We start from the raw sequence: 17,016 nt of genomic DNA on the forward strand, positions 1-17,016 counted from the left end.
GCGATCTTTACGGACTCTCGCAAGCGGCGTTTTTTATCGGTTTTCATGCAGTGCCTGATAAAGCGCCCGGTAAGACGATACCAGCGACGCCAGTGTTGCACGATTCAATCCACTGGGATTGGGAAGGACCCAGACCTGAGTATCGCCAATCGTCAACGTCTGACACCCCCACGCTACCTTTTTAATACCGAATGCCAGACTGAATGCCTGCTTGCCCAAAATGGCCAGCGCGCGTGGCTGATAGCGGGTCATTTTTTCAATAACGTCCTCACCGCCCCGCAGCAACTCATCTTTCGCCAGTTCCGTTGCCTCTACCGTCGGGCGTTCAACCAGCATGGTGATACCGCATCCGGTATCCAGCAGATGCCGTTCTTCTTCAGGTGCGAGTAAACGCTCGGTGAATCCGGCCTGATGGATCACTTTCCAGAATCGGTTATTGGGATTGGCAAAATGATAACCGTGATGAGCGGTCGATAATCCCGGATTGATGCCGCAGAAAACGACCTGAAGGTTGGTTGCCAGAATATCCGTGATCATACGTCCCCTTTTACGTCATGTTTTCCGCTGTTATCGCAAAATCTGACAGTAATAACAATAAGCTATCCTGCATAGAAAACAGCCATCCGGCCGAACAGCTATAGACCTTCCCCCGCTCATTACCGTATAATCGTCGCCCGTCAGGCCCCTTAGCTCAGTGGTTAGAGCAGTCGACTCATAATCGATTGGTCGTTGGTTCAAACCCAACAGGGGCCACCAGAATTTCAAGGAGTTACGTTAACCGCGTGGCTCCTTTGTTTTTTCTGAGCTATTCACGCCATCAAAATATCCCGATCGTCCGGGGATATTGATAACCTCCCTGAATCGTCATCAATGGCCGTATCCCGGTGCGATGTTACCGATGCCCATCCATACCTTGCCCCCGGAAACGATGCGCATAAATTACGCATGATTATGGCTTTTCATGCTTTTTCAGCCAGGCCTGCATCTGATCGATTTCTGGCTGCTGAGCTTTGATTATCTCTTCCGCCAGCTGACGTAACTCGGGATCTTTGCCGTATTTTAGCTCTGTCCTTGCCATGTCAATCGCCCCTTGATGGTGAGCAATCATGCCTTTGGCAAAAGCAATATCAGGATCGCTGGACTGCATACCTTCCATCATCCGGGCATGCATCTCATCCATCCCTTTCATATAAGCCTGCTGGGATGATTCCGTTTTATCTTCAGAACCATGCCCGCGGTGGGCACTATCCGCAGCAAAAGTACAGAACGGCGCCAATAAGGCCGCCATAATTAACAGATTCACTTTTTTCATCGCCCCCCCTCATTCATTCCTTCTAAGGATAGACGTTCCAGTGAGAGGAAGGTCAAGCAATGGGTAAAAATCGGGCAGAGCCGCGCCGGCGAATCTGAATCGCCGGTAGGCCAGCGCGGCGACAGAACATACGCTCGCATGGTTTCCCAAAAATAAAAAACCGCCGAACCTCTCTCCATCGCAAAACAGTGCCAAGCAATGGAGAAATCCGGCGGTCTTAAACGTTCATTAAGCTATAGAGAATTACTGCTGGGCAGGTGCGGGTGCGGGCGCGGTCCTGCCAGCATGTCTCGGCTGTTGAGGTTGAGTCAGCCGTTTTTCAAAATTCTCGCTGTATTGTTTCTTCTGCTCAGGCGTCAGAATGTTATAAATCTTATTCTGCGTTTCCAGGGCGTTCAGGATCCTGGCTTTACGCGTTGCATCCGCTTTATCCAATTGCGCCTGTGCTTTTGTCGCATCAAAGGTATCGGATGTGATCAGGCTATGCATTTCACGGCGTTCATCCTGCATGGTTTTACGCATATTTTCGCGAGACGCATCTTTGATTTCTTTAATCTGCTGTTTCTGCGCATCGGTCAGATTCAGTCCGTTGAACATCATCTCCATGCCATGATGTGCCCTTCCGTCTTTCATCATTCTGGATTCTGGCATCGGGCCTTTAGGTGCTTCATTCGCATGGGCAATACCCACCGCGCTCAACGCCAGAGAAGAAGCTACCAGCATCGCTGCTAATTTACGCATCATTATATCCCTCACTCAGGTTTAACTTAGTTGGCGACGGTTGTCGCGCTATCGAGGTGAAGTATAGGCCTGACAGTTTCAGTTAATTAGAGCAAGGGTAAATCTCTGCAAGTAATAACTTCACATTTGCATCAATTGTGGAGAGTACGCTGGAATTGTGTAAGGAAGAAGGAGAATTGCGTTAGATCGATTATGACTGACTTCACATCAACCGCGCCGCCAGTTATGGAAGCGAACGACTGAACTCGGAGGCATCCCTGGCCAAAGCATCGAGATGGGCGCTGATAATTTTTACTTTCTGTAGCAGCGGATTACGTTCCGGTGAGCTATCCATCGCGTTCAGTCGCGTCAGCAGTTGCTCAATCTGTGAGGAAAGCTGCGCTTCACGCTGCTTCGCCAACAACAGTTGCTGCTGCAACCGTTGGCAGTCACGCTGCCACTGGTATTGCTGCTGTTGAACGCTTATCTCCAGCGCCTGCAATGCTTCTTCCAGCTGCGTTTCCAACACTTCGAGCCACATGAAAGGTACCTTCGCTTGATTATCGGGCGAATTATAATGACACATGCCCCTGACAACAAACAATCTGATGAATCCTTATCTGCACACCCGCCTTTTTCCACACCGTTCGGAATGATATTTATCACAATAATAAAACAAAAATTTCACAACTTAGCCAATTACCGCTAGATTTATTGCAATAACTCATCAGACCAGTTGCGCTTATTACCTGCCGGAGATTGCAATGACTGCCTACCCTCATCTGTTTTCACCACTCGATCTGGGGTTCACCACATTAAAAAACCGGGTGGTGATGGGTTCCATGCATACGGGTCTGGAAGAGCATCCCGACGGAACAAAAAGACTGGCGGCGTTCTATCGTGAAAGAGTCTCTGGCGGCGTAAGCCTGATCGTAACAGGGGGGATTGCGCCTAACGCCAAAGGAGCGGTTGTAAAAGGCGGCGCCACGTTGCACAACGCATCGCAGTTACCCCACCATCGTGCGGTAACACAGGCGGTTCACGCAGCCGGTGGCAAGATCGCTTTACAAATCCTTCATGCCGGACGCTATAGCTACCAGCCTGACCCGGTAGCCCCCTCTGCGCTACAGGCCCCCATCAATCCGTTTATGCCGCTGGCGATGACTCCCGCCGAGATAAAGCAGACGATTGACGATTTTGCACACTGCGCCTTTCTGGCACAGCAGGCAGGCTATGATGGGGCGGAGATCATGGGTTCGGAAGGTTACCTGATTAATCAGTTTCTCACCGCCCGAACCAATCATCGGGATGACGCATGGGGAGGTGATTTTCAGCGCCGTAGCCGCTTTGCACTGGAGATTGTCCGGGCGGTCAGGAACGTGACGGGGCGCGAGTTCATCATCATTTATCGCCTTTCCATGCTTGATCTGGTTGAGGGAGGATCGAGCTGGCAGGAAATTGAACAACTCGCCCGGGCCATAGAACAGGCTGGGGCAACGCTCATCAATACCGGTATCGGCTGGCATGAAGCCCGTATTCCGACCATCGCCACGCTGGTGCCGCGCGGCGCTTTTGGCTGGGTAACCAAACAGCTGATGGGAAAAGTGGGCGTCCCGTTAATCGCCACCAACCGTATCAACGATCCTGCGATCGCGGAACAGCTACTGGCCGAAGGCTGTGCCGATATGATTTCGATGGCGCGTCCATTTCTGGCTGACGCGGCCCTGTTGCAAAAAGCGGCTGAGGGTCGGGCTGATGAAATCAATACCTGCATCGGCTGTAATCAGGCCTGTCTGGATCAGATTTTTGTCGGCAAGTTGACCTCCTGTCTGGTGAATCCGCGGGCCTGCCATGAAACCGTCATGCCTGTTACTCCGGTGAAAACCATAAAACGACTTGCCGTGGTCGGCGCTGGCCCTGCGGGCATGGCGTTTGCCGTTAACGCGGCCGGACGCGGTCATCAGGTCACGCTATTTGAATCGGCGGAACAGATCGGCGGACAATTCAACATTGCCCGCCAGATCCCCGGTAAAGACGAATTTAATGAAACGCTGCGTTATTACCACCGCCAGTTATCATTGCATGACGTTACGGTGCGATTGGGTATACGGGCGACGGCGGCGGACCTGACGGATTTCGATGACGTGATCCTTGCCTGCGGCATTGTGCCGCGTACTCCGGTGATTGAGGGCATCGAACATCCGAAGGTATTAACTTATCTGGACGTATTGCGGGATAAGAAACCGGTCGGGCAGCGAATTGCCATTATCGGTGCCGGCGGCATTGGATTCGATACCGCGCACTACCTCAGTCAGCCAAAACATGCCGATTTTTACGAAGAATGGGGGATCGATCGCCGACTTGAACAACGAGGCGGTCTGTTGAGCCATAAACCGCAGGCGCCCGGCGGGCCCAGAGACATTACGTTATTACAGCGCAAAGCCGGTAAGCCAGGAGAAAATCTGGGAAAAACCACAGGTTGGATCCATCGGGCCAATTTGCTCCGGCATGGCGTCACCCTGCTCGGCGGCGTGAGTTATGAACGCATTGACGATGAGGGACTGCACATTGTGCACCAACAGATCGCAACGTGCCTGCCCGTAGACAACGTCATTATCTGTGCAGGTCAGGAACCCTGTCGCGACCTGTACCAACCGCTACAAGACGCGGGCCGCCGGGTTCATCTGATTGGCGGTGCCGACATCGCCCAGGAACTGGATGCGCGCCGGGCGATCGAACAGGCCACCCGGCTGGCATTGACGATATGATTTAACGGGACGCCGCCGTTTTCACCGCCCGTAGTACCACAAACTTGGCGTTGCTGGCGATCACCTCGCCGTTGCCAAACAGGCGTTTCAGCTTATGGAAATAATCCAGATGACGATTACCCACAATGCGTAATTCCCCCCCGACCTGGAGACAACGACGCGCATCAAGAAACATCTGCCAGGCTATTTGGTCTGTTACCGCCTGCTGTTGATGAAATGGGGGATTACACAGCACAGCCTGTAACGTATCGCGCCCCACGCCGGCCAACCCGTGATTAACGGCAAAACCGCAACGATCGTTGTCTTGCGGACAGTTAACCTCAACATTCATTTTGCTGGACGCAACCGCCATATAGGATTCATCAAAAAAGCTGACAAACGCATCGGGATTGGCCGACAAAGCCGCCAGCCCGATAACGCCATTGCCGCAGCCTAAATCAACAATTTTGCCTTGCAACTGCTGTGGCAGATGTTGTATGAAAAAACGCGCGCCGATATCCAAACCACTGCGCGAAAAGACATTCGCATAGTTATGGATACGGTATCCGTATTCTTCCAAATCCCAAATATAAGTTGGTGATTGCTCACTGACGTTTGGCTCAGCGAATTCACAGTGAATCAAACGCGCCTTTTTCCAGGCCAGCGAGGTTTTGGTTGGCCCCAGAATGCGTTCGAACAGCTGTAATGTCGACGTATGGATATCGCGGGCTTTTGCCCCGGCGATGATCCGCGTTTGCCGGGTAACCACCTTGCGCAGCATACGCAGCTGATGTTCTAACAGCGCCATGGTTTTTGGAATTTTGATCACCACCAGCGCCGGTGCGGCAGGTAACAAATCCAGACTATTCAACAGCTCTACCGAATCTTCTTCAAAATCGTTCAACGCCAGATTGTGCCGCGTCGCCAGTTGACTCAGGTAAGAATCACTGATGCTGACGGGCGATTGCGCCTGTAAACCACAGGCCAGCGCACCAAAAGCATCGTTAAAAATCAGGCGTGGCCCAGGGGCGATTTCCATCGCAGAAAGCTCGCGCAGCAAGAATTCATCTGCCGCTTCCCACGCCTGTAGCGCCGAGTTATCCGCCACTTGAGGATAACGCACCAGGGTCAGACTACGCGTTTCCAGTTCGAGTTGGCTCATTCGCCTCTCCTGAGTCATAAAATTTGCGCTGTTTATCCCTTAAAACCGCACGCCAGTAAATGCTTTTCTCGATTTGCCGGAAAAATGCACGCCGTCGCGGTATTAACAGTAACATTGTCTTGTTATTTCACCATGGTAATCTGATACTCCGCACGGATGTCAGCAGGATACCAAACGCTTATGATTCGCTTTGCTATTATAGGAACAAGTTGGATCACACGTCAGTTTGTCGATGCCGCCCATGAAACCGGTAAAATGAAGCTGACGGCAATCTACTCACGAACCCCGGAGAAATCGCAACAATATCAGGCAGACTATCTGGTTGACGCGCTATTCGGCTCGCTGGAGGAAATGGCTGAATCCGATCTGATCGACGCCGTTTACATCGCCAGCCCCAATTCACTGCATTGTGAACAATCACTGCTCTTTCTGAGCCATGGCAAACACGTTATCTGTGAAAAGCCGCTGGCTTCCAACCGATATGAAGCGGAACAGATGATCGCCAGTGCCAGAGAAAATCAGGTGGTGCTGTTCGAGGCATTCAAGACCGCCAGCCTGCCGAATTTCGGTGTGGTACAGCAGGCGCTGCCGAAAGTAGGCAGGTTGCGCAAAGTTCTGCTGAACTACTGCCAGTACTCTTCACGCTATCCGAAATATCTGGCAGGCGAGAACCCGAATACCTTTAACCCGACGTTCTCCAATGGCTCCGTTATGGACATTGGCTATTACTGTCTGTCTTTTGCCGTCGCACTGTGGGGAGAACCCGGTACGGTTCAGGCCAGCGCCACCTTGTTGGACAGCGGCGTGGATGCGCATGGCAGTATCATCTTGAATTACGGTGATTTTGACGTAACCATTGTTCACTCGAAAGTCAGCAACTCTGCCATTGCCAGTGAAATTCAGGGCGAGGATGGCTCATTGGTTATCGAGAAATTGTCGGAATGCCAGCGGATTATGTTCATTCCCCGTGATGGAAAACCGCTTGACCTCAGCCAGCCACAGCACATCAACAGCATGCTGTATGAAGCGGAAAACTTTGCCGCACGAGTGGCAGCCAATCATCTGAACCATGCGGAACTCGCCCGTTCACGCGCAGTGGCGGGGTTATTAACCGAAATCCGTCGACAAACCGGGGTGATTTTTCCTGCCGATACCGCGACGCCGGAAAGTTAGACATAAAAGGCATGGGGATAATTATTTGACCCGGATCAAGTTTTCACCTATTGTTTGTCGAGCAAAGGGGAGTAACTTTCCTGCCGGTTAATCGTCATTACGGTGCCTAACGCACCCGGTTACCGGGCAACTTAATGAAACGACTTCATTACTGTTGTAAGTGAGACCTTGCCGGAAGGCGAGGTTCATTTGCAGCTTGATGATAAAGCGGCCAGCGTCTTCCGATGTTGGCCGTTTTTGTTTTCATTAAAGGATATCGCTATGCACACCATTGGCACGCCGTGGTTATGGGGCAGCTTTGCTGTCATTGTTATCGTTATGCTGCTCATCGACCTACTCTATCAGGGTAAAAAAGGGTCTACGGTGATGACATTCAAACAGGCGGCCGCGTGGTCCCTTGTTTGGGTGGCGCTCTCTTTGCTGTTCAATGCGGGCTTCTGGTGGCATCTGGATGGAACGATGGGACGCGAGATCGCCAACGCCCAGTCTCTGGCCTTCCTGACCGGTTATCTGATTGAGAAAGCGCTGGCCGTCGATAACGTCTTTGTCTGGCTGATGCTCTTCAGCTATTTCTCCATTCCGCCGCAATATCAGCGACGCGTGCTGATTTATGGCGTGCTGGGCGCCATCGTGCTGAGAACGCTGATGGTGTTCGGCGGCAGTTGGCTGGTCACCCAATTCCAGTGGCTGTTGTATGTCTTCGGGGCTTTCCTGCTGTTTACCGGTATCAAGATGGCGCTCGCCAGCGAGGATGGCAACGCGATTGGCGACAAGCCCGTGGTTCGTTGGCTGCGCGGGCATCTGCGCCTGACCGACACTATCGAAAACGACAGGTTTTTTATTCGTCGTAACGGACTCTGGTACGCGACGCCGCTTTTCCTGGTGCTGATCCTGGTGGAAATCAGCGATGTGATTTTTGCCGTCGACAGTATCCCGGCCATTTTTGCGGTAACAACCGATCCCTTTATTGTTTTAACTTCCAACCTGTTTGCGATCCTGGGATTGCGCGCCATGTATTTCCTGCTGGCTGGCGTAGCCGAACGTTTCTCGCTGCTGAAATACGGACTGGCCGTGATTCTGGTCTTCATCGGAACCAAAATGCTGTTGATTGATCTCTTCCACATTCCAACTGCCGTTTCGCTCGGCGTGGTCGCCGGAATTTTGACCCTCACCCTGTTGATTAACGTTTGGGTCAACCGCCGCACTGCACAATAATTCGTCTTTTCGGTCTCTCCGAGCCAAATCCATGCGGTATGGAGAGACTGATGCATTAATAAATTCCGCTTTGAGGCATAAAAAACAGGATCTGCTCTTTTCCAGCTATCAAATTTTCATATACTGATACGCGCAAACACATCTCGTTACGGAACATACCCTGAATAATTCGAGTTGCAGGATAAAACGTTGTCGTTTTGAACAACGCAAAGCGTTGGCCCCGGCGGGGCCGGGCAACCAAGCCAGCGCACATGCGACTTGAAGTATGACGGGTAATAGAACAAAACCCAGTGCTCATTGACACCAGAGGTTATGCATCCGTAAAACACAACTACTCAGCGGAAACGGTCACACCGTCAAAACTATGGAAAAGAATAAGTCACGTTTTTTGCAGTACATAACTCAAGGTAGTCTGGTTCAACAAATTCTTCTGGGGCTCATTGCCGGGATTATTTTGGCGTCGGTTTCCACACAGGCCGCTATCGCAGCAGGATTGTTAGGCTCGCTGTTCGTTGGCGCCCTGAAGGCCGTTGCTCCCGTGCTGGTGCTGATGTTGGTAATGGCATCCATCGCCAACCACCAGCAAGGCCAAAAAACCAATATTCGCCCGATACTGGTGCTTTATCTGATCGGAACCCTCTCAGCCGCGCTGGTTGCCGTGGTGCTCAGCACCCTCTTCCCTTCGACGTTGGCGCTCAATGCACAGGCGGCGGATATCACGCCGCCATCAGGGATTGTCGAAGTGCTCAAAGGCCTCTTGATGAGCACTATCGCCAACCCGATTCATGCCCTGCTTAATGCAAACTATATTGGCATTCTGGTCTGGGCGATTGGACTGGGGATCGCTTTCCGCCATGGTTCCCAAAGTACCAAAAGTATGATTACCGATGCTTCCAACGCCGTTACTTTCATTGTCCGCATCGTGATTCGCTTCGCGCCGCTGGGTATCTTTGGTCTGGTCTCTTCAACGCTGGCAGAAACCGGGTTCGGCGTACTGTGGGGCTATGCGCATCTGTTGATGGTGTTAATCGGCGGCATGCTGTTGGTTGCGCTAGGGGTTAATCCATTGATTGTGTACTGGAAGACGCGCAACAACCCTTATCCGCTGGTACTCCGTTGCCTGCGGGAAAGTGGCGTTACCGCCTTCTTTACCCGCAGTTCCGCCGCCAATATTCCGGTGAATATGGAACTGTGCCGTAAGTTGAATCTGGATGAGGATACATACTCCGTCGCCATTCCGCTGGGCGCGACCATCAACATGGCCGGCGCGGCCATCACCATTACCGTGCTGACGATGGCAGCAGCCAACACGCTGGGTATCCATGTGGATTTACTGACAGCCCTGCTGCTGAGTGTGGTTGCTTCAATCTGCGCCTGCGGCGCTTCTGGTGTGGCGGGCGGCTCACTGCTGCTTATCCCCCTGGCATGCAGTATGTTTGGTATTTCAAACGATATCGCCATGCAGGTTGTTGCCGTTGGCTTCATCATCGGTGTGTTGCAGGATTCTGCTGAAACCGCGGTAAACTCCTCAACGGACGTGATCTTTATTGCGGCGGTTTGTGAAGCTGAAGACGCCAAACTGGCGGAAAAAGAGCGGCTGAATATACTGTAACCGATCGTAGCGCCTGCATTCTGTCGTCCCTGCTTAGGCAGGGACCTGCTTTAACCGGTCCTGAGAGGAGAGGCTTCCTTACGGGAAGGACAAAAACGTTTTTTGCTCCACAGACTATCAAACTTTTCCAGTTTCTTTCTTCTCAATCTTGAACGGATCGATACCGCGTTTCAGCATCCGCCGGAAACGGATGATGTTAAAACCATTCATCAGCAGGAAACTACCTTCAATCAGTGACCCACCTATCGAGCCCAGCCAGATATTGTGCACAACCCAACAGGCGGTTGCGCACCACATGACGCAGCGCGTGGTTAAACCGGAAGTACGGAACAACGCCCAGGTACTGGCGACCGTACCCAAGATTGGCAACAGTTCCATGGCATGTTTCAGGTTGGAGAGGCCAAACACCAGCGTCAGGGCAATGAACACAAACATCACGGCAATGTTATGCGTCTTTAGCGAGATCAGTGTACGGGCCGAATTGAGTACCGCACTGGCTCCCGCCGCATTCGCGCCCATCAGAAAAAAGTGTAACCCGATAACGGCGCTGTAAGCCGAAAGCTGTAGTTTGAATTTCTTATCGTCACGATTAAAAAACATGGTGATGCCGACCAGAAAGGCAAACACGCCTACAGACTGGGCAAACCAATAAGATGTCATGATCCCTGCCTCTGAAAAAATTACTGCGGAAAAAAGAAAAACGGCGCCAATAAATGAAACGCCGTTTTATTTTAAATAGAATATCTCCGCTTTACAATGTCACACCGCTTTTAAATATCGCCAGCTCGCGGAAATCATTAATTTCATTCTTAGCCCGCTTCCCATCGGCAATCTCGACAATCAGATCGATAAATTGCGCCAGCAACTCATCCATCGGCATGCCGTGAATCAGTCGGCCCGCGTCAAAATCGATCCAGTGCGGCTTTTTGTTCGCCAGTTCACTGTTGGTCGCCAGCTTGACGGTTGGAACGAAGCCGCCGTAAGGCGTGCCGCGCCCGGTACTAAACAATACCATATGGCAACCCGCTCCCGCCAATGCACTGGTTGCGACCGCATCATTACCCGGCGCGCTAAGCAGGTTAAGACCGGGAGTATGTAAGCGCTCACCATATTTCAGAACATCCATCACCTTGCTCTGTCCGGCTTTTTGCGTACAACCGAGAGACTTCTCTTCCAGTGTCGTAATTCCCCCCGCTTTGTTACCCGGTGACGGGTTCTCATAAATCGGCTGATCGTGGGCGATGAAATACTGTTTGAAATCATTGACCATGTGCACCGTTTTTTCAAACGTGGCTTCATCATGGCAGCGGCTCATCAGAATGCGCTCAGCACCAAACATTTCCGGTACTTCAGTCAGAACGGTTGTGCCGCCATTGGCGATCAGATAATCCGAGAAACGGCCCAGCAGCGGGTTGGCGGTAATACCAGACAAACCATCCGACCCGCCGCATTCCAGACCGAATTTCAGTTCACTGAGTTTACCAGGTACGCGTTTGTCATGACGCATCGCCTGATAAAGTGCGTGCAGTCGTTCCAGACCCGCTTCCACTTCATCATCCTGCTGCTGGCAAATCATAAAGGTGACTCGCTCAGCATCATATTCACCCAGCGTCGTGCGGAAGGCGTCAACCTGATTATTCTCGCATCCCAGACCGATGACCAGTACCGCACCTGCATTCGGATGACGGACCATGTTTTGCAACATGGTTCGCGTATTCTCGTGATCCTGCCCCAGTTGAGAACAGCCGAACGGGTGGCTGAACAGATAGACGCCGTCAATATCCTGCGCATCCTGCGTTTCTTTCAGGAAACGCTGCTGGATTTGACGGGCAATACCGTTAACACAACCGACCGTCGGCAGGATCCACAGTTCATTACGAATACCGACATCGCCGTTCTTGCGGCGGTAAATCTGCACCTGCCGATCCTGCATTTGCCGCGGCAGATCGATAAACGCCGGCTGATACTGATATTCATCCAGATCGCTCAGGTTCGTTTTGGCATTCTGTGAATGAATATGTTCACCGGGTGCAATCGAAACCAGAGCATGACCAATCGGCAGACCGTATTTGGTTATCATCTCCCCCGGAGCAATGGTTTCCAGCGCGAACTTATGTCCACGAACCACAGGTTGCCGCAGAGTGACCGAATGCCCTTCCACCGCCACCGTTTCACCTTGTTCCAAATCGCGCAGAGCGACAGCCACATTATCCAAAGAATGGATTTTTATGATGCTTTGCATGGATACGCCTTTTTGCTGTTAGCAATAATCTTCCACCGCCGATCGCATACCGCGCTCAACGATCGTTTGCACCTGTTGTGTTACCTGCGCGGCCAGTCCTGGAACCTGTGTCAAATCCTGCTCCCAGTGCCCGGCATCGCTTAATACGACAGTCACCAGTTCACTCAAACTAACGGTGTTGTCTTTCACACCGAGCCAAAGTGCGGAATAGCGTTCCAGCCAATGCGCATCATCCTGCAACGGATAGCTTTCGCCGTTGCGTTCACCACGATAGAACGTAATCAGTGCCGCAAGCGCGAATGTCAGACGCGGCGGCAGCTCACCCTGACGTTCGCGATAAGCCAGCAGCTGCGGCAGAATGCGGGTACGGAATTTAGTCATGCCATTCAACGCGATAGACAGCAGTTGATGTTGTATGAAGGGGTTACGGAAACGGCTTAGCACCGCCTGGGCAAAGGACATCAGCTCATCATGAGGCAAGTCAAGCACCGGGACGATCTCTTCCGCGATGGTTTTTTCCACAAATCGGCTAATCTGCGCATCATTCATCGATTCGCCAACGGTATCCAGACCAGCCAGAAACGCGACCGGCACTAGCGCGGTGTGCGCGCCGTTCAGAATGGCGACTTTGCGTTCTTTATACGGCTTGATGTCGTCAACGATACGAACGTTCAGATTCAGCTTGTTCAGGCGTAATTCTTCTGCCAGCCACTGTGGCCCCTGAATCACAAACAGATAAAAGTATTCGGCGGTATCCAGAAAGGTATCCTGATAGCCCAGTTCCTGCTGTAGCTCGTTGACCTCGGCACGCGGATAACCCGTGACAATACGGTCCACCAGCGTTGAACAGAACGTATTGCTCTCATTCAGCCAGGCAACAAACGCGGGCGCCAGTTCCCACTGGTTTGCATAACGCAGTACCAGTTCTTTCAGCGCAACGCCGTTATAGTCAATCAGTTCACAAGGCAGCAGCACCCAGCCTTTGTCCGCGGCGCCGTCAAAATGGCGGAAACGCTCATACAGCAAACGGGTCAGCTTAGCCGGGAAGCTGGTCGGAGGCGCATCGCTAAAGCTATCGTCGGCGCTATAGCTGATCCCCGCTTCCGTCGTGTTGGAAAAAACAAAGCGGATGTTCGGATCGTGAGCCAAAGCCAGATAGTCATCAAACTGGCGATAGACGTTGATTTCGCGGTTTACGGAGCGAATCAGGCGTGGTTCGCGTACCGCATCGCCCTGTTCGTTCAAGCCACGGATAATGGTGGTATACAGGCCGTCCTGAGTATCTAGCGCTGGCGGGAAATCCGTATCGATTGGACGAACGACAACAATACCGGCATCCAAATCGGTATGCTCATTCAACAAATCCAACTGCCAGTCGACGAAAGCGCGTAGAAAATTACCTTCACCAAACTGAATGACACGATCTGGATGCTGACGACCGGGAAAATTACGACGATTTAACGTTTGCATTAACAGGCTACCTCAGGACAGAGATCACTCGCATTCCAGGCACGGCTGATTCCAACCACCCTCATCCTTGCCCAAAACTCATTAAAACGGCAAGCCTCCATACGAGGCCCGCCAACGGTATTACAGCTCAATGGCAAAATAGTTTTTGGCGTTATCAAAACTGATGTTTTTCACCATTTCGCCCAGCAACGGAAGATCGGCTGGCGCTTCGCCATCCTCCACCCAGCGGCCAATCATCTGGCACAGGATACGGCGGAAATATTCATGACGGGTGTAGGACAGGAAACTGCGGCTGTCAGTCAGCATACCGACGAAGCGGCTCAGCAGACCAAGCTGCGCAAGCTGGGTCATCTGACGCTGCATGCCGTCTTTCTGATCGTTGAACCACCAGCCGGAACCGAACTGCATCTTGCCCGGCATACCTTCACCCTGGAAGTTGCCGATCATGGTGCCGATAACTTCGTTATCGCGCGGATTCAGGCAGTAAAGGATGGTTTTCGGCAGCAGGTTTTCTTCATTCTGTTTGCTGAGCAGGCGGGAAAGCTCCTGTGCCAGCGGACGATCGTTGATAGAATCAAAGCCGACATCCGGCCCCAGCAGTTTGAACTGGCGCAGGTTGTTGTTGCGCAGCGCACCAATGTGATACTGCTGAACCCAACCGCGACGGGCATATTCCGCCCCCAGCCATACCAGGACAGCGGTTTTAAACTGGGCGACTTCATGTTCATTCAGCGCTTCCCCGGCCAGTCGGCGAGCCAGAATGCTATCCAGAGTGGCTTCGTCCGCTTCGGCGAAAAGCACCACGTCCAGTGCGTGATCGGAGACTTTACAGCCGTGAGCCGCGAAGTGATCCAGTCGTTTGGTCAATGCGGCTTGCAGATCGCTGAAACGGAGAATGTCGGTGTCAGACACTTCGCCCAGCTTCGCCATATAATCGTTGAAGGTTGCCTGCTCAATATTGAACGCCTTGTCCGGGCGCCAGCTCGGCAGCACTTTGATGTGGAAATCCCCATCCTGCGCGATGGTTTTGTGATGGCGCAGATCGTCAACCGGATCGTCCGTGGTTCCCACCATTTTCACGTTCATCTGTTGCATGATGCCGCGCGCGGTGAAATCATCGCGTTCCAGCATCGCGTTACAGCGATCCCAAATATCTTTTGCCGTTGACGGCGACAGCAGCGTGCCAGCGATCCCGAATGGGCGGCGCAATTCCAGATGAGTCCAGTGATACAGCGGATTACCGATAGTATGAGGAACCGTTGCCGCCCATGCCTCGAATTTTTCCCAATCACTGGCATCGCCCGTACACAAACGCTCAGGCACCCCATTGGTACGCATTGCACGCCACTTGTAGTGATCGCCTTTCAACCAGATATCATACAAGTTTTTGAAGCGATAATTTTTCGCAATCTGTTCCGGTGGTAAATGGCAATGGTAGTCGAATATTGGCTGGTCGACGGCATACTCATGATACAGCCGACGGGCAAATTCGCTATCTAACAGAAAATCTTCATTAAGAAACTGGGGCATGTTTTTCTTCCTTTCCGTGCTTCTTATACACCACATTGGTTGATCGTTTAAAGATATCACACCAATTATGTTCTATATCTCACAGCATTAGTGAGGCCATGATCGCAAAAATCTAACAGACGGTACAACATTGCAGCATTTTTGCCATTAACTCTCCAATAGAGGCGTTTTTGTGGAAAAACTCGCGTATTTCACCTAAAAATATGGTTTTTTGGTATCACTCAATCCATAAAGTTGTATGACAAATTATTGTGACGCGATATCAAGCAATACCTTCAATCTCTCTCTTACAAATAGAGTGGTTTTTCCTGTGGAGGACAAACAAGACAGCCGACTCACCCGCGCAATTTAAAAGATGATGATGATAACTGTGACAACGGCATGAGTTGCAGTTAATATTAAGTGGTATAACAAATCATTCCTCAAAAATTAACAAGATAGTACTTCAGGCCCTGACGTCGCACATGGACCGTCATCTATCTAAGAGCAGGCATTATGGAATTCACAGAACCACGACGTTTATACCGGCAGCTAGCCGCAGAATTAAAGCAGCGTATCGAAAGCGGTATTTATCAGGTCGGCGAGAAATTGCCGGCAGAACGCTATATTTCTGAAGAATGGAATGTCAGCCGCACCGTCGTGCGTGAAGCGATCATCATGCTGGAAGTCGAAGGATACGTTGAGGTTCGTAAAGGGTCGGGTATTCATGTCATTTCCAACCAGCAGAAAAATCTGTTACCCAATAATGGCGACGTTGAATTTGTCACCGCCGGCCCGTTTGAACTGCTTCAGGCCCGCCAACTGATCGAAAGCAATATCGCTGAGTTCGCGGCAACCCAGGTTACCCGGCAAGATATTGTGCTATTGATGGAAATTCAGGAGCACGCCCGGCAGGAAGATCGCTTCCGCGATTCGCAATGGGATCTGAAGTTCCATGTGCAGGTGGCTCTCGCCACGCAAAACTCAGCGATGGCGACCATCGTTGAAAAAATGTGGAGCCAGCGCATCCACAACCCCTACTGGCGTAAACTGCACGAACATATCGATGATAAATCAATTGAAAGCTGGTACGAAGAACACGATGAGATCCTCAAGGCGCTGATTCGCAAAGATCCTTATGCCGCCAAACTGGCCATGTGGCAACATTTGGAAAATACGAAGCAAATGCTGTTCAGAGCCACCACGGATGACTTTGAATTTAATGTGGATCGCTACATGTTTTCCGAAAACCCGGTGGTTCATCTGGAGCAGATGAATACCAATAAATCCTAGCGTTTTCCCGCTATTGCCCCCGGTGCCTTATTGGGGGCAAAAAGTCAAAAAGCGTCGGTTTCTGTCAGTGAGTGTAAAATATGGCAGAAATATCAATGATCCCTCCTAAACCGCCTTAAATCCACCTGCTTGCTGTGATATTTTCCTGTCTCAGCCACACCTATTTTGTTACAGTTAGAGCGCTTTTCTTACGCTTAATTCGTGACTTCGAGTGCCAAAATACGTTAACGGCAGACAATTCATCATTGAATGGTCGCGTCCACGATTCGGATAAGGCGGACACAGGAAGGAATCGGCCCAGAGACTCAATATCATCATCGGTGCGGCGCAGAACCCGAGAGCATCCATACCCACATAGATTCCGGGTTGCAGGAAGGGGCAAGTGGAAAAACCGGTGAGTTTCAAATCAGTGATTTGAACACGGCCCGAAAGGGCGAGCGGTCCAGGGAGGAGGCCGGGTAATGCAACCAACACACCTGCAACGTGAAAAATGACGGGTATCATAACCATAACAACGTGTTGAAATGGATCGCCAGGTGAACCACAGTCACCCTTATCATG

The 17,016-nt window shown here is 51.5% G+C and carries 14 protein-coding genes and 1 tRNA gene; 6 read left to right on the forward strand and 9 right to left on the reverse strand.

All coding sequences use genetic code 11. The features are described from left to right. Positions 1 to 33 precede the first annotated feature (33 nt). The gene (mug, locus tag DDT52_RS19500; protein ID WP_136157827.1) at positions 34 to 537 is read right to left on the reverse strand and encodes a G/U mismatch-specific DNA glycosylase; all 504 of its coding nucleotides are present in this window, start codon (positions 535 to 537) and stop codon (positions 34 to 36) included. A 143-nt stretch (positions 538 to 680) separates the two neighbouring features. Here mug and DDT52_RS19505 point away from each other — a divergent pair. Beyond that, a tRNA-Ile gene (locus tag DDT52_RS19505) sits at positions 681 to 756 on the forward strand. Positions 757 to 949: 193 nt separating this feature from the next. On the opposite strand, the gene copM is transcribed toward DDT52_RS19505, so the two are convergent. From copM to DDT52_RS19520, 3 genes are all read right to left on the reverse strand, one after another. Next, positions 950 to 1,312 (reverse strand): CopM family metallochaperone, encoded by a 363-nt coding sequence (copM, locus tag DDT52_RS19510; RefSeq protein WP_136157828.1) that lies wholly within the window; start codon positions 1,310 to 1,312, stop codon positions 950 to 952. Positions 1,313 to 1,555: 243 nt separating this feature from the next. Continuing rightward, the gene (spy, locus tag DDT52_RS19515) at positions 1,556 to 2,053 is read right to left on the reverse strand and encodes an ATP-independent periplasmic protein-refolding chaperone Spy (protein WP_136157861.1); all 498 of its coding nucleotides are present in this window, start codon (positions 2,051 to 2,053) and stop codon (positions 1,556 to 1,558) included. Positions 2,054 to 2,276: 223 nt separating this feature from the next. After that, positions 2,277 to 2,573 carry a hypothetical protein gene (locus DDT52_RS19520; protein WP_136157829.1) on the reverse strand — a complete coding sequence of 99 codons (297 nt, stop codon included), beginning with the start codon at positions 2,571 to 2,573 and terminating at the stop codon, positions 2,277 to 2,279. Between the two features lie 223 nt (positions 2,574 to 2,796). Here DDT52_RS19520 and DDT52_RS19525 point away from each other — a divergent pair, with 223 nt between their 5' ends. Continuing rightward, positions 2,797 to 4,800: an NADPH-dependent 2,4-dienoyl-CoA reductase gene (locus tag DDT52_RS19525; protein ID WP_136157830.1), complete on the forward strand. Its 2,004-nt coding sequence runs from the start codon at positions 2,797 to 2,799 to the stop codon at positions 4,798 to 4,800. A gap of 1 nt (position 4,801) precedes the next feature. Here the strand turns inward: DDT52_RS19525 and rlmG are convergent, their stop codons facing one another. Then, positions 4,802 to 5,941 carry a 23S rRNA (guanine(1835)-N(2))-methyltransferase RlmG gene (gene rlmG / locus DDT52_RS19530; RefSeq protein ID WP_136157831.1) on the reverse strand — a complete coding sequence of 380 codons (1,140 nt, stop codon included), beginning with the start codon at positions 5,939 to 5,941 and terminating at the stop codon, positions 4,802 to 4,804. 180 nt (positions 5,942 to 6,121) lie between these two features. Between rlmG and DDT52_RS19535 the strand changes: the two genes are divergently transcribed. The 3 genes from DDT52_RS19535 to sstT all read left to right on the forward strand — a co-directional run bounded on the left by DDT52_RS19535 (position 6,122) and on the right by sstT (position 9,941). Continuing rightward, on the forward strand, positions 6,122 to 7,114 hold the full coding sequence (locus DDT52_RS19535) for a Gfo/Idh/MocA family protein (RefSeq protein WP_136157832.1): 993 nt from the start codon (positions 6,122 to 6,124) through the stop codon (positions 7,112 to 7,114). Positions 7,115 to 7,375: 261 nt separating this feature from the next. Then, positions 7,376 to 8,329: a TerC family protein gene (locus DDT52_RS19540; RefSeq protein WP_136157833.1), complete on the forward strand. Its 954-nt coding sequence runs from the start codon at positions 7,376 to 7,378 to the stop codon at positions 8,327 to 8,329. 364 nt (positions 8,330 to 8,693) lie between these two features. Then, positions 8,694 to 9,941: a serine/threonine transporter SstT gene (gene sstT / locus DDT52_RS19545; protein ID WP_136157834.1), complete on the forward strand. Its 1,248-nt coding sequence runs from the start codon at positions 8,694 to 8,696 to the stop codon at positions 9,939 to 9,941. 117 nt (positions 9,942 to 10,058) lie between these two features. Here sstT and DDT52_RS19550 read toward each other — a convergent pair whose 3' ends face one another. The 4 genes from DDT52_RS19550 to uxaC all read right to left on the reverse strand — a co-directional run bounded on the left by DDT52_RS19550 (position 10,059) and on the right by uxaC (position 15,183). Then, positions 10,059 to 10,601: a YgjV family protein gene (locus tag DDT52_RS19550; RefSeq protein WP_109053962.1), complete on the reverse strand. Its 543-nt coding sequence runs from the start codon at positions 10,599 to 10,601 to the stop codon at positions 10,059 to 10,061. A 91-nt stretch (positions 10,602 to 10,692) separates the two neighbouring features. After that, a complete protein-coding gene (locus DDT52_RS19555) occupies positions 10,693 to 12,183 on the reverse strand; it encodes a UxaA family hydrolase (protein ID WP_136157835.1) in 1,491 nt (496 codons plus the stop codon). A gap of 18 nt (positions 12,184 to 12,201) precedes the next feature. Beyond that, a complete protein-coding gene (locus tag DDT52_RS19560) occupies positions 12,202 to 13,653 on the reverse strand; it encodes a tagaturonate reductase (RefSeq protein WP_136157836.1) in 1,452 nt (483 codons plus the stop codon). 120 nt (positions 13,654 to 13,773) lie between these two features. After that, positions 13,774 to 15,183 carry a glucuronate isomerase gene (gene uxaC, locus DDT52_RS19565; RefSeq protein ID WP_136157837.1) on the reverse strand — a complete coding sequence of 470 codons (1,410 nt, stop codon included), beginning with the start codon at positions 15,181 to 15,183 and terminating at the stop codon, positions 13,774 to 13,776. 495 nt (positions 15,184 to 15,678) lie between these two features. On the opposite strand from uxaC, the gene exuR reads away from it, so the two are divergent. Beyond that, positions 15,679 to 16,455, forward strand: a complete 777-nt coding sequence (exuR, locus tag DDT52_RS19570; protein WP_136157838.1) for a transcriptional regulator ExuR — start codon at positions 15,679 to 15,681, stop codon at positions 16,453 to 16,455. Positions 16,456 to 17,016: the final 561 nt, after the last annotated feature.

Origin of the sequence: Brenneria roseae subsp. roseae, assembly GCF_003115845.1 — a bacterium.
GTDB classification, from domain to species: Bacteria; Pseudomonadota; Gammaproteobacteria; order Enterobacterales; family Enterobacteriaceae; genus Brenneria; species Brenneria roseae.

Bases quoted from the DNA above. Each gene is read 5' to 3' on its own strand.
- mug (WP_136157827.1), bottom strand. From the start codon at position 537: ATGATCACGGATATTCTGGCAACCAACCTTCAGGTCGTTTTCTGCGGC.
- copM (WP_136157828.1), bottom strand. From the start codon at position 1,312: ATGAAAAAAGTGAATCTGTTAATTATGGCGGCCTTATTGGCGCCGTTC.
- spy (WP_136157861.1), bottom strand. From the start codon at position 2,053: ATGCGTAAATTAGCAGCGATGCTGGTAGCTTCTTCTCTGGCGTTGAGC.
- DDT52_RS19520 (WP_136157829.1), bottom strand. From the start codon at position 2,573: ATGTGGCTCGAAGTGTTGGAAACGCAGCTGGAAGAAGCATTGCAGGCG.
- DDT52_RS19525 (WP_136157830.1), top strand. From the start codon at position 2,797: ATGACTGCCTACCCTCATCTGTTTTCACCACTCGATCTGGGGTTCACC.
- rlmG (WP_136157831.1), bottom strand. From the start codon at position 5,941: ATGAGCCAACTCGAACTGGAAACGCGTAGTCTGACCCTGGTGCGTTAT.
- DDT52_RS19535 (WP_136157832.1), top strand. From the start codon at position 6,122: ATGATTCGCTTTGCTATTATAGGAACAAGTTGGATCACACGTCAGTTT.
- DDT52_RS19540 (WP_136157833.1), top strand. From the start codon at position 7,376: ATGCACACCATTGGCACGCCGTGGTTATGGGGCAGCTTTGCTGTCATT.
- sstT (WP_136157834.1), top strand. From the start codon at position 8,694: ATGGAAAAGAATAAGTCACGTTTTTTGCAGTACATAACTCAAGGTAGT.
- DDT52_RS19550 (WP_109053962.1), bottom strand. From the start codon at position 10,601: ATGACATCTTATTGGTTTGCCCAGTCTGTAGGCGTGTTTGCCTTTCTG.
- DDT52_RS19555 (WP_136157835.1), bottom strand. From the start codon at position 12,183: ATGCAAAGCATCATAAAAATCCATTCTTTGGATAATGTGGCTGTCGCT.
- DDT52_RS19560 (WP_136157836.1), bottom strand. From the start codon at position 13,653: ATGCAAACGTTAAATCGTCGTAATTTTCCCGGTCGTCAGCATCCAGAT.
- uxaC (WP_136157837.1), bottom strand. From the start codon at position 15,183: ATGCCCCAGTTTCTTAATGAAGATTTTCTGTTAGATAGCGAATTTGCC.
- exuR (WP_136157838.1), top strand. From the start codon at position 15,679: ATGGAATTCACAGAACCACGACGTTTATACCGGCAGCTAGCCGCAGAA.